The sequence below is a fragment of the Corynebacterium massiliense DSM 45435 genome (assembly GCF_028609805.1).
Lineage (GTDB): Bacteria > Actinomycetota > Actinomycetes > Mycobacteriales > Mycobacteriaceae > Corynebacterium > Corynebacterium massiliense.
Genome location: NZ_CP063189.1, coordinates 220,452 through 244,552, shown reverse-complemented (window position 1 = coordinate 244,552; position 24,101 = coordinate 220,452). Strand labels below are relative to the sequence as shown.

Genomic DNA, 24,101 nt, shown 5'->3' with positions numbered 1-24,101 from the left:
CCTGGTTGCTAGCTGACCAAACCCGTGGCGATCGACAGCGGCATCACGATGTTTCCGATGACGACGATGAGCGGGATGACGTAAGCAAGCACGATGAAGGTCTGGCGCCACTTCTTACCGGTGATACCCAGATCCGAGGCAGCGAGCTTGATGCCGTGGGTCAGGTGGAGGAAGAGGCACAGCATGGCGATCACGTAGAAGATGGTGACCGGCCAGCGGCTGAAGGTGGCGATCATGTTGTTGCGCACCGCGCCTTCCACGAAGGCATCGGAGGCAACCGGCTGCACGCCCATGGTCAGGTCTAGCAGGTGGAAGACGATGAAGCACAGCAGCACGATGCCGGTGACCAGCATGCTGCGGGTGGCAAAGGAATCCATGCCGCCCATCAGGTTCGTGCGCTTGAACTTGCCGCGGGACTGGCCGGAGCGCTGGTAGAGCATGATGGCTGCCAGGATGTGCGCAACGAGTGCCGCGAGCAGCACGATGCGAACGATCCACAGCAAGGCGTTTTCCGGCAGGAGCGGCTCACCGGCGGAACGCAGGAAGCGGCCGTAGACGTCGAGCGCCGCGCCGTCCTCGGTCGCCGGGGCGTACAACTTCAAGTTGCCGGCCATGTGGCCAATCACGAACAGCGTGAACAGTAGGCCCGTGACCGCCATGGTCAGCTTCAGAACCCACGAGGGGATCGACGGTTTGTCACGCAACGGCTTTTCGCTAATGCGGCCGTGCGCAATTGCTTCTTGATCAGGTTGTTTCAAAGTCATGGCACCTCCATAGTCGCTATAACCATACGCAGGACTAATGGCCGGTTACCAGTTGTCCCACCGGCGTGTAAGAGACCGAAGACGAACCGTCCCCTACCACCCCGTCGCTTGTTAGGCAAGACTTACTTAAATAGAGAAAATAAAATGCCCGTCACGCTTGCCAGAAGCCTGAGAGGCACTTTCGAATAATCTAGCCCCCACCTGAACGTGAGCTTTATCACAATGGGTGTGACAGGTGAGGATTCAACCCTTTTGGTGTCAAACTTTCGCATGCCTTTACGGGGCGCGCTACTTAGCCGCACGCAGCTCGTCCTCGACCTCGTGCATGATGTCTTCCATCTCCTCCGGGGAGCGCTTCACCGGAACGGACGTGCCTTGTGAGTCCTCCTCGACCGCCTTCTGCACCTTCGGGTCATGCCATAGCTGAGCCAGATCCTTGTACAGCTGGTTGTCCTTGTCCTCTTCCCGCACCACGAAGGTGTTGATGTACGGCGCCGCCTCGTCCGAGGCCGGGTCGTCCGCGAAGATGGCCGTTTTCGGATCAATGCCCGCGCGATCCAGGAAGGAATTGTTCACAATCGCCGGCATCCCCTCGCCCCATGCGGAGGTGGTCTGCGCCGCGTCCGTCGGCGCGATCTCCACCTTGGACTTGCCCTTGTCGATGTCCACGGGAGTCGGCGTCAGGTTCTTCTCCCCCTTCAAGGTCACCAGGCCGGCGGCCGCCAGTACGTTGAGTGCGCGCCCCTGGTTGGACGGATCGTTCGGGATGGCGACAGTCTGCCCCTCGATCCCGTCGAGCGAATCGTGGTCCTTCCAAAACAGCGCGAGCGGGACAATCTCGGTGGAGCCGATCGGCGCGAGCTGCTCGTCATTGCCCACGTTGTACTCCGCCAGGAAGCGCAGCGTCTGGAAATTATTGACGTCGTTTTGCCCCTGAGCCAGCGCGACGTTCGGAGTGGAGTAATCCTCGAACGGGACGATCTTGACATTGAAGCCGTTGTCCTTAGCCACGTCTTCGAAGGCACTCCACGCCTTCTTGCCCGAGTCGGTAGTGCCCACCTTGATGGTCTGGGACTTGCCCTCCTTCTCCCCACAGGCGACCAGCCCGGTCGCGGCGAGGGATGCGGCAGCGGCGGTTGCAATGACGCGACGGAAACGCATGGTGGAATCCTCTTTTCGTTCGTTCAGGTGGCCCACAATGAACCAAGCGGTCTGTATTCCACGTAACAATCTAACAAATCGCGTACCACTTGGTCTATTTAGCCTGAATCCACCCACAGCCGTGCCCGAAAACGCCGAAAGACCCCAGGACATACCTGGGGCCTGCCGCAGCAGGGCGCTCACGCGCCACTGAATCTTTAGAGGTTGGTCGTGTGACCCTCGATGCCCTCGGCAGCCTCCTTGAGCGCCTCCGACAGGGTCGGGTGGATGTGGACGTTGCGCCCGATTTCCTCGGCGGTGAGGTCGAAGCGCTGCGCCAGGGTGAGCTCCGGCAGGAGCTCGGAGACGTTTGCACCCACGATGTGGGCTCCGAGCAGCTCGCCGAACTCGCCGTCGGCCACAATCTTGGCGAAGCCGGAGGTCTCCGCCAGGCCGGCAGCCTTGCCGTTCGCGCTGAACGGGAAGGTGGCGGTCTTGATCTCGCGGTCGGAGAACTTTTCGCGCGCCTGCTCCTCGGTGTAGCCGAAGGAGGCGACCTGCGGGTTGCAGAAGGTCGCGCGCGGCATCATCTGGTAGTCACCGAGCTCGAGCGTTTCTGCGTCCGCGATGGTCTCGGCAGCAACGACGCCCTGCGCCTCCGCGACGTGCGCCAGCTGCAGCTTGGCAGTGACATCGCCAATCGCGTAGATGCCCTTAACGTTGGTGCGCATACGCTCGTCGATGTCGATGGCACCGCGGTCGGTCAGCTCGACGCCCGCCTTGTCCAAGCCGAAGCCCTCGACGCGCGGGGCGAAGCCGATGGAGACCATGCAGCGATCGACGTTGAGGGTCTCCTGCTTGTCGCCGTCCTTGGACTCGACCTCGACGGTGACGTCGTCGCCGTTGTCCTTGATGGAGGTGGTCTTGTAGCCGGTCATCAGCTTGACGCCGAGCTTCTTGTACTCCTTGGCGATGGCCTTGGAGACTTCCTTGTCCTCGTTCGGCAGGCAGCGATCCATGAACTCGACGATGGTGATGTCCACGCCGTAATTCGCCAGCACGTAAGCGAACTCCATGCCGATGGCGCCGGCACCGACGATGACCATGGACTCCGGCAGGTCATCGCTAAGAATCTGCTCCTCGTAGGAAACGATGTTGCCACCGATTTCCACGTCCGGCAGGGACTTGACCACCGAACCGGTGGCGATAATGCAGTTATCGAAGGTGACGACCTTGCCCTCGTCATCACCCTCGGTGATCTTGATGGTCTTGTCGTCTTCGAAGGAGCCCAAGCCGTTGTTTTCGGTGATCTTGTTCTTCTTCATCAGGTAGTGGACACCCTTGACGATGCCCTCGGAGACCTTACGGGAGCGCTTGTGAGCGACCCCGAAATCGAAGGAAACGTCACCGTCGATGCCGAAGGTCTTCGCCTCGTGGTTGAAGATGTGGGCAACCTCGGCGTTCTTAATCAGCGACTTCGAGGGGATACACCCAACATTGAGGCACACGCCGCCCCAATACTTCTTCTCGATGACGGCAACCTTCTGACCAAGCTGGGCTGCGCGGATGGCGGCGACGTAGCCACCAGGGCCCGCGCCGAGTACTACAACGTCATAATGCTCATTACTCACGCCCTACAGAATACGTAAGGACGTGAGCGATGTCTGCACGACGGCAGTTTTAGAACAGGCCGAGGTTAACGGAGGCTTCCGAAAGCGCAGCGGAGCCGTTGTGCAGGGCCGGGCCGAGCAGGTGGTTGAAGTTGGCGATGAGGTTCTCGAAAGCGTTGAGGAACGGGAACTGCTGGAACATGTGGCGGTCCTTTAAGTAAGAGGAGTGAGTACTTTTCCAAAGCTATCAACGGCGCGCGGCAGTGATCCGTTACCACGACAGCCAGTCGATGCACAGGAAAGTATGTCACACACGTCACTTTGGTACCACAGCCCCGTCATCTGACCTGCTAAGCTCACTGGCGCAAGACGGCGCAGCGACGCTCAGCTCGCTATACTGTCCACACATTGTCGTCTCAGACGAGTCACGTAGCTAACGCAGATAACGAAGGCACGCCCAGCGGCGATTATGCTTTCGGAAAGCCCTGCTTAAGACTTTCAGGAAGGCCAAGAAGTTCCCGTGAAGAAGCTCAAGACCGCCCTCGCCGCCGCAGCCGCCACCGGCGCGCTGCTCGCCCCGGCTGCAGTCGCCCCCGCCGCGTTCGCCGGCATCGCTGAAGAGGACGCCGCAGCCGCCGCTGCCCAGGAAGGTCAGCCGGCCGAGGCCAACGGCCCGCAGGCAGAGATCTCCGACCTCGAGGTCGAGCCGTGGATCGAAAACTCGAAGTGGTACCCGAAGTACAAGGACGACGCCCGCGTCCAGTTCAAGCAGGCCACCTCGCCGGCTATGAACGGCCGCAAGGTTCCGCTGGCTGTCATTCCCGCTAAGAGCGAGAACCGTCCGACCGTCTACCTGCTCAACGGCGCTGGTTCCGGCGAGCAGGACACCGACTGGCTGACCCACTCCTCCGTGGTCGACTTCTACAGCGACAAGGACGTCAACGTCGTCATCCCGATGGCCGGCGCGTTCTCTTACTACATCGACTGGCTCGAGGATCCGACCGGCGAGGGCCAGTACCTGAGCGGCCCGCAGAAGTGGGAGACCTTCCTGACCAAGGAGCTGCCTGGCCCGCTCGAGTCGGCGTACAACGCCAACGGCAAGCGCGCCATCGCCGGCATGTCCATGTCTGCGACCTCTTCCCTGCTGCTCGCGGAGCACAACCCGGACTTCTACGACGCGACCGGTTCTTTCGCCGGCTGCGCCCCCACCTCCCGCCAGCTGGAGTACAACGCCGCCGGCATCGTCGTCGGTGTGGATCGCGGCGTGGTCAAGGGTCCCGACCTGGAAAACGTCCGCCGCATGTGGGGCCCGCAGGGCTCGCCGACCAACGTCCACCAGGACGCGTTGGTCAACGCCGACAAGCTGCAGGGCACCCCGACCTACATCTCCTCCTCGTCGGGCGTTCTGAGTGAGAAGGACCTGGGCGGCTACCTGGCCCACGAGTACGGCGTCTCGGAGCTGTCCGGCTCCTACAACGCCGTCACGGTCAACGGCCTGCAGGGCATGCCGATTGAGGGTGCTGTGAACAAGTGCACCCACGACCTGAAGGCGAAGATGGATTCCATCGGCGTCCCGGCCACCTACAACTTCCGTGACGTGGGCGTGCACAACTGGAACGGCTGGGAAGACGACCTGATTAAGTCCTGGGAGGTCTTCGGCCCAGCCCTCGAGGCCTAAAGAGCCTCTCCGGGCCGACGGCCTGTCCGGACCTCTCCGGCCTTCCTTCCTTTCCGGGGCGATAGGATGACGGCACTATGGTGAAGCTGTCTCCTGTCGCCCTTTCGCGTTTTTCCACCGGCCCGGCCCACGCTCCCCGCGACCCGTACACCGGCATCGAGTACAACACCGGGTTCACGGTGGAGCACTACGACCTCAACCTGGACTACCGGGTGGAGCCAAACCACCTGTCGGGCCAGGCCGCCCTCACGGTTACTGCGGATGCCGAATCGGCTGAGCCCTCCGCCAACCTCACCCTCGACATGGCCGCCACGTTAAGCGCCGACCGGGTCTCGGTCAGCGGCGCGCCCCGGGTGGTGCGTTTCCGCCAGTCGGGCGGCAAGCTGCGGATCAAGCTCGCGAAGGCCCCGCGGCCAGGGTCCACCTTCACCATCCGCATTCAGTACTCGGGCAACCCGCGCCCCCTCCGCACCCGCTGGGGCGAGCTCGGATGGGAGGAGACGTTCTCCGGATCCCTGGTGGCCTCCCAGCCCAACGGCGCGCCCAGTTGGTTCCCGTGCGACGACACCCCGGCGGCGAAGGCGACCTTCCGCATCGCGGTGGTGGCCGATGACCCGTTCACCGTCCTCGCCAACGGCCGCCTCGTGGAGACCAAGCCCGCCGGCCCCGGCAACACTCGCTGGGTTTTCGAGACCGCGCACCCCATGGCCACCTATCTGGCCACCGTGCAGGTCGGCGAGTACGAGCGCATCCCGCTCGGCCCGACCACGCAGGCTTTCGCACCTGCCCACCTGCGCGGCGCGGTGCGCGAGGACTTCTCCCACCAGCAGGAGATGCTCGACTTCTTCTCCGATCTCTTCGGCCCCTACCCGTTTACGGACTACACCGTGGTCATCACCCCGGATGAGCTGGAGATCCCCGTGGAAGCCCAGGGGCTTTCCACCTTCGGCGCGAACCACGCCCGCGGCCAGCACGCCTTCGAGCGGCTCATCGCCCACGAGCTGTGCCACCAGTGGTTCGGCAACTCCGTGGGGCTGACCGGTTGGCGCGATATCTGGCTCAACGAAGGATTCGCCTGCTACTGCGAGTGGCTGTGGGCCGAGCACGCCTCCGGCGGCACCACCACCGCGCACCGGGTGGCGCGCTCCCACTACGACGTGTTGCAGCGCAAGCCGCAGAACATCACCGTGGCCGATCCCGGCGCGGACGATATGTTCGATGACCGCGTGTACAAGCGCGGGGCGCTGACCCTCCACGCGGTGCGCCGGGCGCTTGGCGATGCCCCGTTTTTCGCCGCCGTCCGCTCGTACCTCGCCGACAACCAGCACAGCACCGTCACCGAGGACGACCTCGTCGCCTACTTCCATGCGGCGGCAGAACAGGCGGGCATCGGCACGCACGTTATCGATGATCTCCTCACCGCCTGGGTGCGCCAGTCGTCCTTGCCGGCCTTCCCCCACTAAGCCGGGGCGCTCGACTACGCTTGAAACCCATCATGAAATCCCTGCTTGTCACCGGCGGCGCCGGGTTTATCGGCGCCAACTTCGTCCGCCTCGTCCGCGCCACCCGCCCCGACGTCCGCGTGCGAGTGCTGGACAAGCTCACCTACGCCGGCAACGCGGAATCGCTGTCCGGGTTAGACGGGGTCGAGCTGGTGGTCGGCGACATCGCCGACGCGGACTTAGTCGACCGCCTGGCCGGGGAGTCCGACGCCATCGTTCACTTCGCGGCCGAGTCGCACAACGACAACTCGCTGCGCGCGCCGGAGGCGTTCGTCACCACGAACGTGGTGGGCACCTTCACGCTGCTGGAGGCGGTCCGCCGCCACGGGACCCGCTTCCACCACGTCTCCACCGACGAGGTCTTCGGTGACCTCCCGCTGTCCGGTGGTGAGAAGTTCACCGAGCAGACCGCTTACGCGCCCTCCTCGCCGTACTCGGCCACCAAGGCCGGCTCCGACCACCTCGTGCGCGCGTGGGTGCGCTCTTTCGGGGTCCCGGCGACGATTTCCAATTGCTCGAACAACTACGGCCCCTACCAGCACATCGAGAAGTTCATCCCGCGCCAGATCACCAACATCCTTACCGGGCGCACGCCGAAGCTCTACGGCACCGGCGCCCAAATCCGCGACTGGATCCACGTCGACGACCACAACCGCGCGGTGCTCGACATCCTGGAACGCGGGACTGTGGGTGAAACCTACAATATCGGCGCCGATCAGCCGGAGGTGACCAATAAGCAGGTCATGGAGATGATCTGCGCGCTCATGGGAGGCGGCGACGAGCCGGTTGCCTACGAGCACGTGGCCGACCGCCCCGGGCACGACCAGCGCTACGCCATGGACGCGTCGAAGCTGCGGCGTGAACTGGGGTGGGCGCCGCAGTACACCGACCTGGAGGAGGGTCTGCGCGCGACCATCGAGTGGTACCGCACCCACCGCGAGTGGTGGCTGGCAAGTAAGGAGGCCGTGGAGGAAGGCTACGCCGCCCGCGGCCAGTAAAGTGGCGGTCATGTCAACACCCACTTCGACGACGCCCATTGCCGGGCTCGTGGTCACGCAGCTGGACGTCCATGGCGATAACCGCGGCTGGTTCAAGGAGAACTGGACGTTCCCGCGCCGCGGGCTCAGCACTCAGGCCGACACGTTCCGCCCGGTGCAAAACAACGTCAGCTTCAACGCGAAGCGCGGCGCCACCCGCGGCATGCACGCCGAGCCGTGGGACAAGTACGTCTCGGTGGCAAACGGCCGGGTCTACGGCGCGTGGGTGGACATGCGGGAAGGCTCGGACACGTACGGCGAGAAGTTCGGCTGCGAGATCGGCCCGGACACCGCCGTCTTCGTCCCCCGCGGCGTGGCCAACGGCTTCCAGGCCTTGGAAGACAACACGACCTACATCTACCTAGTCAACGATCGCTGGTCGCCGGACGCCCAGTACGCGTTCTGTTCCTACCGCGAGATCGACTGGCCGCTGGAGCCCACGGAGGTCTCCGCCAAGGACGAAGAGCACCCCGCGCTTGCCGATGCCACCGGGGATACCGCCACCGTGAAACCCAAGAAGGTGCTTGTTACCGGCGCGAACGGGCAGCTGGGCCGGGCGCTACGGGCGGTGCTGCCCAACGACAGCACCGAATTCGCCTCCCACGCGGACTTCGACATCACGCAGGCGGACGCCGAGTCGCGCAACTGGCGCGACTACCGCGCGATCATCAACTGCGCGGCCTACAACGACGTCAACGGCGCCGAGGAGGACCGCGCCGCGTGCTGGCAGGTCAACGCCGCCGCTCCGCGCCGGCTCGCGCAGATTGCACAACGCTTCGATCTGACCCTGGTGCATGTATCCACCGACTTCGTCTTCGGGCAGAACCCGCCCGCCAACGGCACGGAGTTCACCGAAGAAGATCTGCCCGCGCCGGTTAACTTCTACGGCGCGGCGAAGGCCGCCGGGGAGGAATCCGCCCGCGTCGCCCCGCAGCATTACGTGGTGCGCACCGCTTGGGTTTTCGGCGACGGCAAGAACTTCGTGCGCACCATGCGCGATCTTTGCCAGAAGGGCGTCCAGCCCGACGTCGTCCACGACGAGCGCGGCCGCCCCACCTACGCCGAGGACCTGGCGAAGGGGATTAAGCACCTACTTACCTGTGGCCCGGACAAGGCCCCGTACGGCACGTACCACGTCACCTCCGCGGGCGATGCGGTCTCCCGGGACGAGCTCGCCATGGCCGTGTTCATCGGCGCCGGCGACGACCCCTCCAACGTCCACCCGGTCAGCGGTGCGGACTACGCCGCCAAGGCCGGCCCCCAAGCACCGCGCCCAGCGGATTCGACGCTGTCCACGGACAAGATCGCGGCGACCGGTTTCACCCCCGGCAACTGGCGGGCGGGGCTCGCGCTGTGGCTCGCGTTGTCTGCATAAACCAACGCAAACCAAAAAGAACTTCCGAATTTCGATCGAAAAATGTGACCTTCGGGTAGGTTACTTGTAACCAAATTCACAGAACGAGGGATCTGTTTTTCAGATCATTGCGGAGGTTTACATGGCTTACCCAGAACGTCGTCCTGTAAGAACCAGGCTGGGCAGAGCCAAGCGGGCCGCCTTATCCACCATCAGCGTGGCTGGGTCTATCGGGTTGCTCGGAATCGCCGGATGCTCGGTGGATAACAGCAACGGCATCACCGGTGGCGGCGACGAAAATTACGTCGTCACAGAGGGGACCGAGCCGCAGAACCCGCTCATCCCCACCAACACGAATGAGGTTGGCGGCTCCCGCATCATCGACTGCCTATTTGCCGGGCTGACCTACCACGATGCCGAGGGCAACAGCCACCTGGAAACGGCTGAGTCCATCGATTCCAACGAAGACAACACGGAGTACACCGTCCACCTGAAAGACACGAAGTTCAGCGACGGCTCCCCGGTCACCTCGCATTCCTTCGTCGACGCGTGGAATTTCGCGGTGGAAAACTCCCACCTCAACGCATATGTCTTCGAACCGATCAAAGGCTATGAGGAAGGCGCCACGTCGATGGAGGGGCTGCAGGTCATCGATGACCGCACTTTCCGCATCGTCTTAAGCGAGCCCGTGGCTGGTTTCGAAGAACGGCTCGGCTACAACGTCTTTTCCCCGCTCCCGGAGCAGGCCTTTGACGACATTGACGCGTTCGGCGAAGAGCCCATCGGCAACGGCCCCTACAAGCTCGCAGGTTGGGGCCACAACCAGGGTGCGACCGTGGTTCCCAACGAGGAATACAACGGTGACCGGAAGGCACAGAACGAGGGTGTGCAGTTCAATTTCTACGCCTCCCCCGATGCTGCGTACGCCGATCTCCTCTCCAACAACCTCGACGTCATCGAAGCGGTGCCCGACACCGCAATGACCACCTACAAGGAGGACTTAGGTGATCGGGCAGTCAACAAGCCATATGCCGGATTCACCTCGTTTACGATTCCGGAGCGCCTCGACCACTTCAGCGGCGAGGAAGGAAAGCTGCGCCGGCAGGCCATTTCCCACGCCATCGACCGCCAGCAAATCATCGACACCATCTTCGCTGGCACGAAGACACCCGCCAAGGACTTCTCCTCCCCCGCTATTCCTGGCTACGACTCGGACATTCCTGGAAACGAGGTCACCGAGTTCGATCCGGAAAAGGCCAAGGAGTTGTGGAAGCAAGCGGACGACATCGACAAGTGGGACGGCGATTTCCAGCTCGCCTACAACTCGGACGGCGCAGGAAACAAGGCGTGGGCCGAGGCCGTCGCGAACTCCATCAAGAACGTGCTGGGGATCGAAGCACACGGCGAGGCATACCCAGACTTCAAATCCATGCGTGACGATGTCACCAGCCGCACCATCGAAACGCCGTTCCGCACTGGCTGGGTAGGCGAATACCCGTCCGTCGAGAACTTCCTCACTCCCCTCTACGGCAGCCAGGGCGGCTCCAACGATGGCGACTACTCCAACCCCGAGTTCGACCGGCTGTTAGCTAAGGCGTCGGGAGCGAAAAGCCCCGAGCAGGCAACCGAGATTTACAACCAAGCACAGGAAATCCTCTTCCAGGACCTCCCGGTCATCCCACTGTGGTACGAGAACACGACCGGCGGCACGTCAGAAAACGTCGACAACGTTGACTTCACCTGGCGCCAACAACCGAGTTACTACGCCATCACGAAGGACGAAAAACAGCAGTAAGGAAACCACTCTATGCTCCGCTACGTCGGTCGGCGCGTCTTGCAGATGATCCCTGTATTTTTCGGCGCCACACTACTTATCTACGCACTGGTGTTCCTCATGCCGGGCGACCCGGTTGAGGCCTTAGGCGGGGATCGCGGGTTGTCGGAGGCAGCACGCGAGCGAATCACCGCCGAGTACAACCTGGACAAACCATTCTTTGTCCAGTACCTGCTGTACCTCAAAGGTATCTTCACCCTCGATTTTGGAACCACATTCTCGGGAGTTCCGGTTAGCGAGGTCATGGCTAACGCCTTCCCGGTGACCCTCTACCTCGCGGTCATGGCCGTGGGCTTTGAGCTCATCTTCGGTGTCCTCTTCGGCATCATCTCGGGCGTTCGCCGCGGCGGGTTCTTCGATTCCACCGTGTTGGTTGTCTCTCTCGTTGTCATCGCCGTCCCGTCGTTCGTCATCGGGTTCGTATTCCAGTACCTCGTGGGCATCAAGTGGAGTCTTCTTCCCGCGACCGTCGGTGCGACCGCCAACTTCTACAACCTCCTCATGCCAGCAATCGTGCTCGGGGCGCTGTCGTTTGCTTATGTCATTCGCCTGACCCGGCAATCCGTCAGTGAGAACTTAAGTGCCGACTATGTGCGCACCGCTCGCGCTAAGGGCCTGGGCAACCGCCGCGTGATGACCCACCACGTGTTGCGTAACTCGCTCATTCCGGTGGTGACCTTCGTCGGCGCGGATCTCGGTGCGCTCATGACCGGCGCGATCATTACCGAAGGCATCTTCGGCATCAACGGCGTGGGCGGCACGATGTATCAGGCAATCCTGCGCGGTGAGCCCGCCACCGTGGTGTCTTTCACCACCGCCCTGGTGACCATCTACATCGTTGTCAACCTGCTCGTGGACCTTCTGTACGCAGTGCTCGACCCAAGGATTCGCTATGCCTAGCCCGAAGAAGAATTTCTATGCCGCCGAACTCGGCGAGGAACAGCTGACCCAGGGCGTCCAGCCCGACCGCGGCCGGCGCCGCAACGCAACAAGCACCAATAGCGCACCGCTTCCTGGCCAAGAACGCTATATCGCCGAGGTAGACGAGCAGGGCCTCGGTGCGGTGGATGCGGTCCAGGACGAGTCCGCACCCTCATCTCAGTGGGGTGAAGCCTGGAAGTACTTGCGCCGGCGACCGCTGTTTTGGGTGTCCGCAGCGCTCATCGTCGCGGCCATCGCCATCGCCGTCGCGCCCCAGCTATTCACCAGTACCGATCCCCGCGCTTGTGAACTGACGCGGTCCTTGGCAGATGCCGAGCCCGGCCACCCGTTCGGCTTTAACCGCCAAGGGTGCGACATCTACTCCCGTGTCATCTACGGTGCCCGCGCCTCCGTCGCCGTCGGCGTCATTGCGACGATCATGGTCACCATCCTGGGCTCGGTGATCGGCGCAATCGCGGGTTACTTCGGCGGCTGGATCGACGCGGTCCTCTCCCGCGTGGTGGATGTCTTCTTCGCCGTCCCGCTGGTGCTCGCCGCGATCGTGGTCATGCAGATGTTCAAGGAATACCGCACGATCCTCACTGTCGCACTCGTCCTCGGCATGTTCGGCTGGGTGAGTATCGCGCGCATTACCCGCGGTGAGGCCATGCGCATTAAGCACGAGGAATACGTGCAGTCCGCCCGCGCTCTGGGCGCGTCGACCTGGCGCATTCTTACCAGCCATGTACTGCCCAACGCCGCTGCGCCCATCATCGCCTACGCCACCGTGGCACTTGGCTCTTTCATCGTGGCCGAAGCCACCTTGTCCTTCCTCGGAATCGGCCTGCCCCCGACCTTCGTCTCTTGGGGCGCCGACATTTCCGACGCGCAGAACTCCCTGCGCATTAAACCCGGCGTTTTGTTCTACCCGGCCGGCGCTTTGGGGCTGACCGTGTTGAGTTTCATCATGATGGGCGACGTCGTGCGCGACGCCCTCGACCCGAAGGCGAGGAAGAAGTAACTATGACTACCACCCCCGCACAGCCCACCAACTCCCAAGCGCCGCTGCTGGAAATGCGCGATGTCCACATCGCTTTTAGCTCCTCCACCGGCCTAGTGGAGGCGGTTCGTGGCGTAAACATGACCATTTACCCGGGCCAGTCCGTCGCGATCGTCGGTGAGTCTGGCTCCGGCAAGTCCACCACGGCGATGTCCATCCTCGGTCTGCTGCCGGGGACCGGCCGCGTGACCGAGGGGCAGATCCTTTTCGAGGGGCAGGACATCACGCGCCTCGATCACAAGGGCTTTGAGAACTTGCGCGGTAATCGGATCGGTTTGGTGCCGCAGGATCCAATGTCCAACCTCAACCCGGTGTGGCGGGTGGGCACGCAGATCGAAGAGTCGTTGATGGCCAACGACATCGGCGACAAGGCCAGCCGGAAGAACCGGGTAACCGAAATTCTGGAGGAAGCGGGGCTTCCGGATGCAGAGCGCCGCGCCCGCCAGTTCCCACACGAGTTCTCCGGCGGTATGCGCCAACGCGCCCTCATCGGCGTGGGACTTGCTGCCCAGCCCACCCTGCTCATCGCGGACGAGCCGACATCTGCGCTGGATGTGACGGTGCAGAAGCAGATCCTGGACCGGCTCGATACGCTCACCCAAGAGTTGGGCAACGCCGTCTTGTTCATCACCCACGACTTGGGACTCGCAGCTGAACGCGCTGAGCACCTGCTGGTGATGCACCGCGGGCGCGTGGTCGAATCCGGTCCTTCCCAGGAGATCCTCACCGATCCGCAACACCCTTATACGCGACGGCTTGTCGATGCCGCCCCGTCACTGGCGGCCAGAAACGAGACCGCAGACCGCGAACGACTCGACGCCAACGAAGCAGACGTCGTCATTGCCGCCCGTAATCTTACGAAGGAATTCCCCGCCCGCGGGCGGGTGCAAAAGGAAGAAGATAAGGTCTTCCGCGCAGTCGACGATGTTTCCTTCGACGTACACCGCGGCACCACCCTGGCGCTGGTCGGCGAGTCCGGATCCGGAAAGTCAACGGTGGCGAACATGGTGCTGGACCTTCTCGAACCGACGTCCGGCACCGTGCACATCGACGGTGAGGACACCACCAACCTGCGCGGCAAGAAGTTGTTGGACTTCCGCCGCAAAGTTCAGGTGGTCTTCCAAAACCCCTACGGCTCACTGGACCCGACGTTTTCCATCTACTCGTGCATTGAAGAACCGCTCGCCGTGCACAAGATTGGCAACCGAAAAGAGCGCGAACAGCGCGTCGCGGATCTGTTGGACATGGTCGCCTTGCCGCGATCTGTCATGCGGCGCTATCCCAATGAGCTGTCCGGCGGGCAGCGCCAACGCATCGCCATTGCGCGAGCGCTCGCCTTGCAACCGGAGGTACTCATCTTGGACGAAGCGGTCTCCGCGTTAGACGTTCTGGTCCAGCACCAGGTTTTGGAACTCCTCGAGGATCTCCAGCGCGACCTGGGGCTCACCTACCTGTTCATTACGCACGATCTCGCCGTGGTCCGCCAGATCGCCGATGAGGTCGCAGTCATGCAGAGGGGCAGGATCGTGGAAAGCGGACGGACCGCCGACATCTTCGATAACCCACAGGAGGACTACACGCGAACGCTCATCAACTCAGTGCCCGGGCTGAGCATCCTGCACTAGTTTCGTAGACTTGCCGCTTATGAAGGGAATCATTCTGGCCGGCGGATCGGGCACCCGCCTCTACCCCATCACCAAGGGCATCTCGAAACAGCTGATGCCCGTCTACGACAAGCCGATGATCTACTACCCGCTGACCACGCTCATCCAGGCGGGGGTCACGGAGATCCTCATCATCACCACCCCGGATGATGCGTCCGGGTTCAAGCGCTTGCTGGGCGATGGCTCGCAGCTCGGCCTTTCCCTCTCCTACGCGGAGCAGCCCTCACCGGATGGGCTAGCGCAGGCGTTTCTCATCGGCGAGGAGTTCATCGGCGATGACTCGGTGGCTCTCGTCTTAGGCGACAACATCTTCAACGGCAACGGGTTTAGCGCGGCGCTGGAATCGGTTGGTGCTTCTCAACAGGGCGGCACCATCTTCGCGTACGAGGTCTCCGACCCGGAGCGCTACGGCGTCGTGGAATTCGACGCCGCGGGCCACGTGTTGTCCATCGAGGAAAAGCCAGAAGTGCCGAAGTCGAGTTTCGCCGTGGTGGGGTTGTATTTCTACGACAATTCGGTCATTGACATCGCCAAGCAGCTGCGTCCCAGCGACCGCGGCGAGCTGGAAATTACGGCGGTCAACGAGGCCTACCTCAAGCGCGGTGACCTCAACGTCATGACCATGCAGCGTGGCGATGTTTGGCTGGATACCGGCACCATCGACTCCATGCAGGAGGCCGCGGACTACGTCGAGGTCATCCAGAAACGCACCGGGGTGGTCATCGGCTCACCCGAGGTGGCCGCCTTCGAGGCCGGACTCATCAGCGCCGCGCAGGCCCGCGACCTGGCCCAGCCGATGATGCGCTCGGGATATGGCAAGTACATCCTCGATGCCGTCGGGGCGGCCGAAGAAAGCACTCGCTAGCGTACGTTCCCGGGATTTTTCGACCGCAAAGTCGCCGGATCTGCGCCGAAAATACCCGGAAACACGCACGCTACAAAACGAAAGCCTCAGCGAGAGCGAAAGTGCGACCGCGGACCCAGAAAACCCGAAGCTAAGCGACACCTACTCGCTGGTAGAGTGCCGCGGCGTGAGCGCTACAACTGATACTTCCGCCCCCACACGCCGCGTCCTCATCGTCGCCGATCCCGGCCGGGCGACGCAGGACGCCCAGGCCGTGGCCTCCGACATCGAGCGCCACCTACAGTCGGCGCGCGGGCTTGCGGCGGAGGTGACGGTACAGTCCGAGCTGCTGCGCATCAGCGCTGATGACACGACCGGCAACCGGCAGGCTCGTGTCTTCCGCGACGGCTACGCCGACGGGAACGCCGCCGGCAGCGCGGACGCCGACGGGAACGCCGCCGGCAGCGCGGACGCCGACGCGGTCATCCTGCACACCGAAATGCCGCGCCACGACGGCCAGGCGCTTATCGCCGTGGAGGAATTCCCCGACGAGCACGTGGCAATTGTGAGCAACCCGGTCTTCGGCGCCGCGGGCTCACGCAATCGGCTACGCGAAAGCCTCACCGAAGTCAGCAGCGCGCTGCTCGCACCCGATAACGGCCGCGGGGACGGCTCCAATGCCAATCACCGCGACGTGCACCAACGCTCCGCCTACCGCCGTTCCGGCCCCGGCGCGCTGGTGCGCACGATGGTGGGGATGGTGAAGCAAAACGAGCCGTGGTCGACGTTGCCCAAAATGTCCGGCGCGCTCGCCGCGGCGATGGGCACCGGCGCTTTCGGTGTGTTTTATAGCTCCATCTGGCAGATGGCGTCCTTTTTAAGCCCGCTGCGCATGGCGGTTATCACGGTGGTGTCCATCTGCATCATGGTCGCCTGGCTCATCGTGTCGAACAAGCTGTGGGACCGGCCCCGCAACGACTCGGCGAAAGCAGTCATCGCGCTGTACAACGGCTCGACGCTATTGACCCTCGGGATGCTGGTGGTGGGCCTGTACGCAGTGCTGTTCGTGGCCATCCTGCTCGGCGGCGTGGCGGTCATTGACCCGGAATTCCTCGCCCAGCAACTGGGGCAGCCGGCCGAGTTCACGCATTACCTGCGCATCGCGTGGCTGTCCACGTCCATGGGCGTGGTGGCCGGCGCGCTCGGTGCCGGCTTCGACTCGGATGCCGATTTGCGGCGCATCACCAATGGCGCCCGTGACCGGCAGCGCGAGTACGCCGCGTCCGCCGACTAAGCCGCGTCGACGGACTCACCTGGGAGGAGACGCTACCATCCTAAGCGTAGACGAGTATTCGTCTGCGCCTAGTAACCGCGCTCGATGTACTCATCGATACGCGCGGCCTCCGCCCCCACGGTGGTGGAGTCGCCGTGGCCGGGCAGCACCTTGGTGTCTTCCGGCAGCTTGAACACGACGTTCTGCAGCGACTGGATGATGGTGTCGAAGTCGGAGTACTTCCGGCCCGTTGCCCCGGGGCCGCCGGAAAACAGGGTGTCACCGGACAGCAGGGTGTCTTCGCTGGGGAGGTAGAACACCACGCACCCCGGCGAGTGTCCCGGGGTGTGCAGCACCTGAATGGGCTCGCCGGCAAGAAGGATGCGCTGGCGGTCTTCCAGTTCGGTGAACTCCGCGTCGCCGTTGGTCTCTTCCCACAGCTGTTTGTCGTCCGGGTGCAGGTAGATTGCGGTGTCGTAATGCGCGGCGAGCTGCGGGGCGATCTCGCAGTGGTCGTTGTGCGCGTGGGAGAGCAGGATGCCCTCGACGGGGCGGTTACCCACGGCATCGATAACCGCCTGCGGGTCGTGGGCGGGATCGACGATGAACACGCCGGTGTCGTCGCCCACGATGTAGACGTTATTGTCCACGTCCCATTCCTTGCCCTCGAGGCGGAACTTGCCGGACGTAGTGAAATGCTTGATGTCCATTTTTTACACCTCCACGACGGAGCGCAGGACCTTGCCCTGCTCCATGGTCTCGAATGCCTTTTCCACATCGTTTAAGCCGATGCGCTCGGTGACGAACTTATCCAGCGGGAACGTGCCGTTGAGGTGGAGAGCCACGTAGGCCGGGAAATCGCGTTCCGGCAGGCAGTCGCCGTACCACGCCGGGCGGATGGAGCCGCCGCGGCCGTAAAGATCGATGGCCGGCACGTCGATGTGGTCGGTGAGGTTGGGCACGCCGACCATGACGAGGCGGCCGGCGTGATCGCGGGAGTAGAAAGCCTGGCTCCACGTCGGCATGATGCCCACCGCGTCAATGGCCACGTCCACGCCGAAGCCGTCGGTGAGCTCGCGGACCTTGGCCACGACCTCGGACTCGTCGCCCTCACCGGACAGGTCCTTGGAGTTGATGGTGTGGGTGGCGCCGAACTCGCACGCGGTCTCCAGCTTGGCATCGTCGATGTCGACGGCGATGATCTTCGCCGCGCCGCGCAGCTTCGCGCCGGCAATGGCGGCGGTGCCCACGCCGCCGCAGCCGAAGACGGCGACGGATTCGCCGAGCTGAATTTCGCCGGTGTTCACCGCGGCGCCGAGGCCGGCCATGACACCGCAGCCGAGCAGGCCGGCCGCGGCCGGATCCTCGCGCTCATCCACCTTGGTGCACTGCTTTTCGTGCACGAGGGTCTTCTCCGCAAACGCGCCGATGCCTAAGGCCGGGGTAAGTTCCGTGCCGTCCTCGAGCGTCATGGCCTGCGAGGCGTTAAAGGTGTCGAAGCAGTACTTCGGCTCGCCCTTCTTGCAGGCGCGGCACTCGCCGCACACGGCGCGCCAGTTCAACACGACGAAATCGCCCTCGGCGACGTGGGTGACGTCAGAGCCGACACGCTCGACGATGCCAGCGGCCTCGTGTCCTAAAAGGAACGGGTACGCATCCTCGATGTCGCCGTTGCGGTAGGCGACGTCGGTGTGGCAGACGCCGCAGGCCTGGATCTTCACCACGACGTCGTTCGCACCGGGATCCGGAATGACGATGGGCGCGGATTCCACCTCCGCGCCCTTGGAGCGGGCAATAATTGCGTTCACTGTTTCAGTCATGGCGCCCAGCGTACCAGCATTCGTCGACACCATATGTCTTTTTTACGCCATCACATGTGCCGGCACGTGTGGCTAACTACCCGCTACAAGGTTGGCCAGATGTTCGTGGCCACGTTCGTTAACATGAATGGGAAGATTACCTGCGCCCGCATCAAAGTCAACCAGACCAGCGTATTTCCGGACGTCGTCGGCCCCGCACTGGCCCGCATCAGCAGTAGACGGTTTGGCATCGACGAATTCGGTTCCGGTAGCCACCGCTAAGTCAACTTGCATCCACTGCGCTTTATTTTCCCAATCCTGTACCCACGGCATGTACGTCGCATCCCACGCACGACCACCTGCATGGATTAGACAATAGGTCCCATTCGAACCAATGGTCGGGTAACCGACAATCTGAATACGTGCGTGTGGTGCCGCTGCTCGGATGCGGTCAATCTGAGGACGGTTAGCCCCTACGAAGTGATCACGCATCGACTGCATATCCCAATCAAGATGGTTGTACGTATCGTTAAAACCAGCACTGAGAACCACTCGATTCGTTTCTGAATTCAGAGCTCCCGATCCGAGCGCCTGGTCGATCTGCTGAGACAACTGGGGGCCAGGCGACATGGTCGCCATACCAGCGCACGAGAAATCACGAACCACCAACCCAAGTTTTGCCCCGGCCCGCTTGGCATAATTATTGGAAGTAGGACAGTTAACGCCCACGGAGCCATTCGGATCAAAACGATGGGCGAGATAAGTTCCCACATCCGGATCAGCCAGAACTGAATCCCCGAACGCAACCAAGTTACGTTCGTCGGCTCGTGCGGTAGGGATGTGCCCACTTGTCACAGAGGCACCAGCGATAAGAGCAAGTCCGGTAAGCAGGGAGGCACAGCGGGAACGCCAGGGACGACGCGACACAATAGTTCCTTTCTAGGAATGGGTACACAACTAGTTAACAAAGTTAACACTAGTGCACATCCGCAACACTTTACGAATGCGAGTAAGCAGGCCTACATCCTCATTCGAAAAATGGCGTTCCCCGTTACATACGGTGGCGATACCTCTACTACACGCGGTGTACCAACACGCGACCACCAGCAGTTAATTGAGCCACTTGCGAGAATCGAACTCGCGACCTTTCCATTACGAGTGGAATGCTCTACCGACTGAGCTAAAGTGGCACGCTGCACGCACGCAACGATTAGCAAGCTTAACTTAGGACCGCCGCCGCAACGAAATTGGCTGCCCGATCCGATAAACCCCGGCGGGATCCCAGCGAGGGTAGCTGTGGGATAACCAACATTTCACTTCGCCCCGCACGCGCGACGCAGGCGCCCCAGCATCCCGTCGAAAGCGACCTGCGGCGAGGCGTTTTGTACCAGCTGCTCGCGGCACGTGGTGATCGCCGCCTGGCACGCGATGAGCCCCTCCTCGCCGACGCGGCCGGCCAGTTCCTCGGCGAGCTTGGAGAAGTCGGGGTGGATGAGCTGCACGTCGGCGCCGCAGGCGAGCACGAGTGCGTCGCGGTAGACGCCGGCGAGATCAATAAGCGCGATGTCTAGCAGGTCGCGCTGGCGCCGGGTGGCGCGCTTTTTCTGCAGATCCTTTAGCTCTTTGACCGCCGAGTTCACGTCGCGCTGGATCTTCTGCGTGCCCTTGCCGCGCCCGCCGGCGCCGAAGGCCTGCTCGAGTTTGTCTATCTCCGCCTGGTCTTCCTCCGCGTGCGCGTCCTTGGCTTCCTTTTGCACCGCGCCGATGAGCGCGGAGGCGGACTGGAACGCCAGCGATCCACGGAAGACGTCCTCGGCCAGGTTGATGGACACCGCGCGGCGTTTTTGCGCCGCCGCGTCGGCGACGAGCCGGCGGGCACGCCCGATGTGGCGCTGCGAGGTGATGGCCGCGAGGCGGGCGTCGCTTTCCGATGCCCCGGCATCGACAAGCTCCTTCACAATCGCGCCGACCGAGGGCGCCGGGATGTAGAGGTGGCGGCACCGCGAGCGCAGGGTCTGCGAGAAGTCTTCCGGATCGGCGGACGGCGAGCACATGACGATGACGGTGCGCTCGGGCGGCTCCTCGACGGTTTTGAGCAATGCGTTCGCTGCGCCGTCGGTGAGCCTGTCCGCCTTGTCGATGACCACGACCCGCCACGCCGCCACCGTCGGCCGGGTGGCCGCGCGCGTGATGATGTCGCGCACCGAGTCGACCGAGATGGATAGCTCCTGCGGCTGGATGAACACGAGGTCGGTGTGGCTGTGTTGCTCGAGCACCTGGCGGCACGCCGCACACTCGCCGCAGCCTAGCGGCCGGCCCTCCTCTACCCCGGTGCACATCAGCGCCGCGGCGAGGTCGAGCGCCGCGTACGAGCGCCCGGAGCCCGGCGGGCCGGTGAACAGCCACGAGTGCGACATCGCGCGCGGATCATAGCCGGGAAGGCCGCGGGCGGCGCCGGCGGCGTTGAGGATGGCGTCGCGGACCTCCGGGGCATCGGCAAGCCGGTCCGCGACCCCCACGCCCCGGGAGGTGGCTGCAGGTGCGGCGGCGTTCGCTGGTGCGGCATTCACCTGTCCCACCCTACTGCGCACGCGGCGCCGAAAACTACACCCCCGGGCGGGGCGGGTGCGGTTAAAGTGTTGAATGATGAAACGACTTCTACGCGGCGTGCGGTGGCTCATGGGAACCCAGTGGCCGGTCTATGCCGCCTTGGTGCTCGGGGCGAACATCGTCGGCGCCATCGCCGTCATGACGTTCGTCTTCTACTTTTTGCCCATGCCCGAAATCGACGGGCTGACCAAGCAGCTGCCCAACCTGGTCATGGTGGGCGCGCTCTACCTGGTCTTCGCGGTCATCGTCGGCATGATTGTGACCTTCCTGCTGTTCCGCCCCGTGCTGGACTGGCAGCGCAACCCCCGGGCACACGACAGGAATATGGTGCGCAACCTGGTCATGCGCATCCCCGTCTACCAGGCGGGCGTGGCTGCGGCGGTGTGGCTTATCGGCATCATCATCGCCGTCTCCTCCATCGCCTCCTATTCGGGGCGGCTGTCTTTGGCCATCGGCATCTCCACGGTGCTGGCGGGCATGGTCGTGGTGCTCATTACCTACCTGCAGGCCGAGCGCCTCGTGCGCCCAGTTGCCGCGACCGCCATCTCGCGCCGCTACGAAGATTCCACCCTGGAACCGCCCATCAGGCAACGCCTGCTTCTGACGTGGGCCATGACCACCGGCGTCCCCGTGCTGGGAATCCTGCTGCTCGTTGCCGGGCAGCGGGCGGGCTACTTCACCCCGCACATCGAGGACCTCACCCCGGCGCTGGTGGCCCTGGCGCTGACCGCCTTGGGCACCGGTCTTTTGGGCACCGTGTTCGTGGCCATGAGCGTGGTCGATCCCATCGTGGAACTGCAGGAGGCCATCAACCGCGCCCGCCGCGGCGACGGCTCCGTCGAGGTGGACATTTACGACGGCTCGGAGCTCGGCGTGCTGCAGGCGGGCTTCAACGAGATGATGCGCGGGCTGGGCGAGCGCGAGCACATCCGCGAGACGTTCTCCCGGTTCGTGGGCACCGAGGTCGCCGACCGCGCGCTGGAGGAGCGCCCCCAGCTCGGCGGCGAGGACCGCAAGGTGGCGGTGCTGTTTATCGATGTCATCGGGTCCACCGACTTCGCCGTTAGCCACGAGCCGGAGGAAGTGGTCGAAGAGCTCAACAAGTTCTTCCAGCGGGTGGTGGCCATCGTGCACCGCAACGACGGGATCATCAACAAGTTCTTGGGCGATGCGGCACTCGCCGTCTTCGGCGCGCCGAGCAACGTCTACGACTCGACGTCCATGGCCCTGCAGGCCGCCCGCGAACTGCGCCGCGAGCTGCGCGGCCTCGAGCTGCAGGCAGGCATCGGCGTTGCCTCCGGGCACGTCGTGGCCGGGCACATCGGCGGCCACGACCGCTTCGAGTACACCGTCATCGGTGACGCGGTCAACGAGGCGGCGCGCCTGACCGAGCTGGCCAAGGACACCCCCGGCCGCGTGCTGACCAACGCCGCCACCTTGAAGACCGCGAACGAGGCCGAGCAGGCCCGCTGGACCTTCATGAAGTCCATCGAGCTGCGCGGGCGCCACCGCATGACCCAGCTGGCCCGGCCCATCCGCGCCACGCTCGCGGATCGCGCCGAACAGTAGCCGGAAATCCTCCCTGCGGAGGACTCCCCCGCCGAGCGGGTTGTCCTACGTTGAAGGGGATGAATTCTCCAGACTCCCCCTTAAACCCGCCCCACCGCCCCGAATTTTCCGAACGGCCAGTGCCGTCTGCGTCCCCCGCCGCCAATACACCCGCTCCCGGCAGCGAACGGGCCGTCGCACAGACTCAAAAGCGCCCGCGCATGGTGGTGCCCGACGTGGCCCGCGGCCTGGCGCTGCTCGGCATCGCGATGGCGAACCTGCCCACCGCGTGGGTGCCGGACGCGAACGACGGCGCCCCCGGTGACTACTTCGGTGGCGTGCTCGACGACAGCCTGTGGGACAAGGCCGCGGTCATCTTCGAGGCGATGTTCGTGCACGTGCGCGGCCTGCCGATGTTTTCCACGCTGCTGGGCTTTGGCATCGGGCTTATCACGATGAGCCTGTGGCGTCGGCAGTTCCCGCTCAAGCGCACCCGCGCAGTCCTCATCCGGCGCTACGCCTTCCTTGCCTTCTTTGGCATACTCCACGGGATTTTCCTGTTCACCGGCGACATCATGACGCTCTACGGCATTTCGGGTGTCATCATTGCGCTGATGGTCCCGCTGCGGGACAAAACGCTGCACATCATTTCCGGCATCATGTTGGCGTTGTGTGCCGGCCTCGGCTCCGTCGGCTCGCTTGTCTTCTTTTTCTGGCAGCCGGATACGGGCTCCGCGGGCGTGGATGCGGGCACGGGCTCAGCCGCGGACATGCTGCCCGCGGACACGTTCGGCCAGTTTGTTGGGGAAAACGCCGTGGACGTGGCAGGCACGATCCTTTTGTATGTCATCGTGGCGTTCCCGTTCTTTCCGCTCATGCTCATCGGTTTCACCTGGGCCCGCCGCGGGGTGCTCGCCCACGTGGAGCAACACCGCCGGGAGCTCAGCATCTGGGCAGGCGTGCTGGCGGCCATCGTGCTCGCCGTCGGCGTGCCGTGGGGCCTGGCCGCCCTGGACGTCGTGCCCGAAAAGTACGGAACCGCCCTGTTCTTCCTCAACATGTGCGTCGGTCCGCTCACCGGACCCGGCATCCTGGCGGAGCTGGCGTTGCTTCTCGATGCCGTGCAGAAACGCACCGAGCGCGGCGCCCCGCTGCCGGGGTGGCTGTACCCGTTTGCCGCGCTGGGCAAGCGTTCGATGAGCGGCTACTTGTGCCAGTCGATCATTCTCTTCGTTCTTGTTTACCCGTTCACCCTGCACCTCGGCCACGAGTGGAGCGCGGCCACCCAGATGCTCGTCGCCTTCGGCATCTGGCTGGTCACGGTCATCCTCGCCTGCGTGCTCGAGGCCGCGGGCAAGCCGGGCCCGTTCGAGTGGGTGCACCGCCGCCTGTCCTACGGCCGCACCGGCCGCGCGCAGCTTGATCCGAAGGCCAGGAAGTAGCGCCTCCACACGGCGCGCTAG

Annotated in this window: 20 protein-coding genes and 1 tRNA gene; 12 read left to right on the top strand and 9 right to left on the bottom strand. The window is 63.6% G+C overall.

The window, feature by feature from the left end; genetic code table 11:
* Window positions 1-8 precede the first annotated feature (8 nt).
* From CMASS_RS01170 to CMASS_RS01155, 4 genes are all read right to left on the bottom strand, one after another.
* Window positions 9-764, bottom strand: coding sequence for a succinate dehydrogenase cytochrome b subunit (locus CMASS_RS01170; protein WP_022863575.1), 756 nt, complete (start codon window positions 762-764; stop codon window positions 9-11).
* Between the two features lie 288 nt (window positions 765-1,052).
* Window positions 1,053-1,925 (bottom strand): MetQ/NlpA family ABC transporter substrate-binding protein, encoded by an 873-nt coding sequence (locus CMASS_RS01165; RefSeq protein ID WP_027018787.1) that lies wholly within the window; start codon window positions 1,923-1,925, stop codon window positions 1,053-1,055.
* Between the two features lie 197 nt (window positions 1,926-2,122).
* Window positions 2,123-3,535, bottom strand: a complete 1,413-nt coding sequence (gene lpdA / locus CMASS_RS01160; RefSeq protein WP_022863573.1) for a dihydrolipoyl dehydrogenase — start codon at window positions 3,533-3,535, stop codon at window positions 2,123-2,125.
* A gap of 49 nt (window positions 3,536-3,584) precedes the next feature.
* Window positions 3,585-3,716, bottom strand: a complete 132-nt coding sequence (locus tag CMASS_RS01155) for a hypothetical protein (protein ID WP_022863572.1) — start codon at window positions 3,714-3,716, stop codon at window positions 3,585-3,587.
* Window positions 3,717-4,034: 318 nt separating this feature from the next.
* Between CMASS_RS01155 and CMASS_RS01150 the strand changes: the two genes are divergently transcribed.
* The 10 genes from CMASS_RS01150 to CMASS_RS01105 all read left to right on the top strand — a co-directional run bounded on the left by CMASS_RS01150 (window position 4,035) and on the right by CMASS_RS01105 (window position 16,702).
* Window positions 4,035-5,192 (top strand): alpha/beta hydrolase, encoded by a 1,158-nt coding sequence (locus tag CMASS_RS01150; protein WP_022863571.1) that lies wholly within the window; start codon window positions 4,035-4,037, stop codon window positions 5,190-5,192.
* A gap of 80 nt (window positions 5,193-5,272) precedes the next feature.
* The gene (locus CMASS_RS01145) at window positions 5,273-6,655 is read left to right on the top strand and encodes a M1 family metallopeptidase (protein ID WP_027018786.1); all 1,383 of its coding nucleotides are present in this window, start codon (window positions 5,273-5,275) and stop codon (window positions 6,653-6,655) included.
* A 32-nt stretch (window positions 6,656-6,687) separates the two neighbouring features.
* A complete protein-coding gene (rfbB, locus tag CMASS_RS01140) occupies window positions 6,688-7,692 on the top strand; it encodes a dTDP-glucose 4,6-dehydratase (protein ID WP_022863569.1) in 1,005 nt (334 codons plus the stop codon).
* 10 nt (window positions 7,693-7,702) lie between these two features.
* Window positions 7,703-9,106, top strand: coding sequence for a sugar nucleotide-binding protein (locus CMASS_RS01135; RefSeq protein WP_033399683.1), 1,404 nt, complete (start codon window positions 7,703-7,705; stop codon window positions 9,104-9,106).
* 121 nt (window positions 9,107-9,227) lie between these two features.
* Complete coding sequence (locus CMASS_RS01130; RefSeq protein ID WP_084684444.1) at window positions 9,228-10,880, top strand: peptide ABC transporter substrate-binding protein; 1,653 nt, start codon at window positions 9,228-9,230, stop codon at window positions 10,878-10,880.
* A 12-nt stretch (window positions 10,881-10,892) separates the two neighbouring features.
* Window positions 10,893-11,819, top strand: a complete 927-nt coding sequence (locus CMASS_RS01125) for an ABC transporter permease (RefSeq protein WP_022863566.1) — start codon at window positions 10,893-10,895, stop codon at window positions 11,817-11,819.
* Window positions 11,812-12,861, top strand: a complete 1,050-nt coding sequence (locus CMASS_RS01120; protein WP_022863565.1) for an ABC transporter permease — start codon at window positions 11,812-11,814, stop codon at window positions 12,859-12,861. Before CMASS_RS01125 ends, CMASS_RS01120 begins: the two co-directional genes overlap by 8 nt.
* 2 nt (window positions 12,862-12,863) lie before the next feature.
* On the top strand, window positions 12,864-14,525 hold the full coding sequence (locus CMASS_RS01115) for a dipeptide ABC transporter ATP-binding protein (RefSeq protein ID WP_022863564.1): 1,662 nt from the start codon (window positions 12,864-12,866) through the stop codon (window positions 14,523-14,525).
* A gap of 19 nt (window positions 14,526-14,544) precedes the next feature.
* Entirely contained in the window at window positions 14,545-15,429 is an 885-nt protein-coding gene (rfbA, locus tag CMASS_RS01110; RefSeq protein ID WP_022863563.1) for a glucose-1-phosphate thymidylyltransferase RfbA, read from the top strand.
* A 166-nt stretch (window positions 15,430-15,595) separates the two neighbouring features.
* Complete coding sequence (locus CMASS_RS01105; RefSeq protein ID WP_156831817.1) at window positions 15,596-16,702, top strand: hypothetical protein; 1,107 nt, start codon at window positions 15,596-15,598, stop codon at window positions 16,700-16,702.
* A 68-nt stretch (window positions 16,703-16,770) separates the two neighbouring features.
* On the opposite strand, the gene CMASS_RS01100 is transcribed toward CMASS_RS01105, so the two are convergent.
* The 5 genes from CMASS_RS01100 to CMASS_RS01080 all read right to left on the bottom strand — a co-directional run bounded on the left by CMASS_RS01100 (window position 16,771) and on the right by CMASS_RS01080 (window position 21,050).
* Window positions 16,771-17,391: an MBL fold metallo-hydrolase gene (locus CMASS_RS01100; protein WP_022863561.1), complete on the bottom strand. Its 621-nt coding sequence runs from the start codon at window positions 17,389-17,391 to the stop codon at window positions 16,771-16,773.
* Window positions 17,392-17,394: 3 nt separating this feature from the next.
* Entirely contained in the window at window positions 17,395-18,501 is a 1,107-nt protein-coding gene (locus tag CMASS_RS01095; RefSeq protein WP_027018783.1) for an S-(hydroxymethyl)mycothiol dehydrogenase, read from the bottom strand.
* Between the two features lie 72 nt (window positions 18,502-18,573).
* Entirely contained in the window at window positions 18,574-19,410 is an 837-nt protein-coding gene (locus CMASS_RS01090) for a GDSL-type esterase/lipase family protein (RefSeq protein ID WP_084684443.1), read from the bottom strand.
* A gap of 187 nt (window positions 19,411-19,597) precedes the next feature.
* Window positions 19,598-19,670, bottom strand: a tRNA-Thr gene (locus CMASS_RS01085).
* A gap of 123 nt (window positions 19,671-19,793) precedes the next feature.
* A complete protein-coding gene (locus CMASS_RS01080) occupies window positions 19,794-21,050 on the bottom strand; it encodes a DNA polymerase III subunit delta' (protein WP_240482819.1) in 1,257 nt (418 codons plus the stop codon).
* Window positions 21,051-21,126: 76 nt separating this feature from the next.
* Between CMASS_RS01080 and CMASS_RS01075 the strand changes: the two genes are divergently transcribed.
* Together CMASS_RS01075 and CMASS_RS01070 are read left to right on the top strand one after the other, a co-directional pair.
* On the top strand, window positions 21,127-22,659 hold the full coding sequence (locus CMASS_RS01075; protein ID WP_022863557.1) for an adenylate/guanylate cyclase domain-containing protein: 1,533 nt from the start codon (window positions 21,127-21,129) through the stop codon (window positions 22,657-22,659).
* 59 nt (window positions 22,660-22,718) lie between these two features.
* The gene (locus CMASS_RS01070) at window positions 22,719-24,080 is read left to right on the top strand and encodes a DUF418 domain-containing protein (protein ID WP_240482814.1); all 1,362 of its coding nucleotides are present in this window, start codon (window positions 22,719-22,721) and stop codon (window positions 24,078-24,080) included.
* Window positions 24,081-24,101 lie beyond the last annotated feature (21 nt).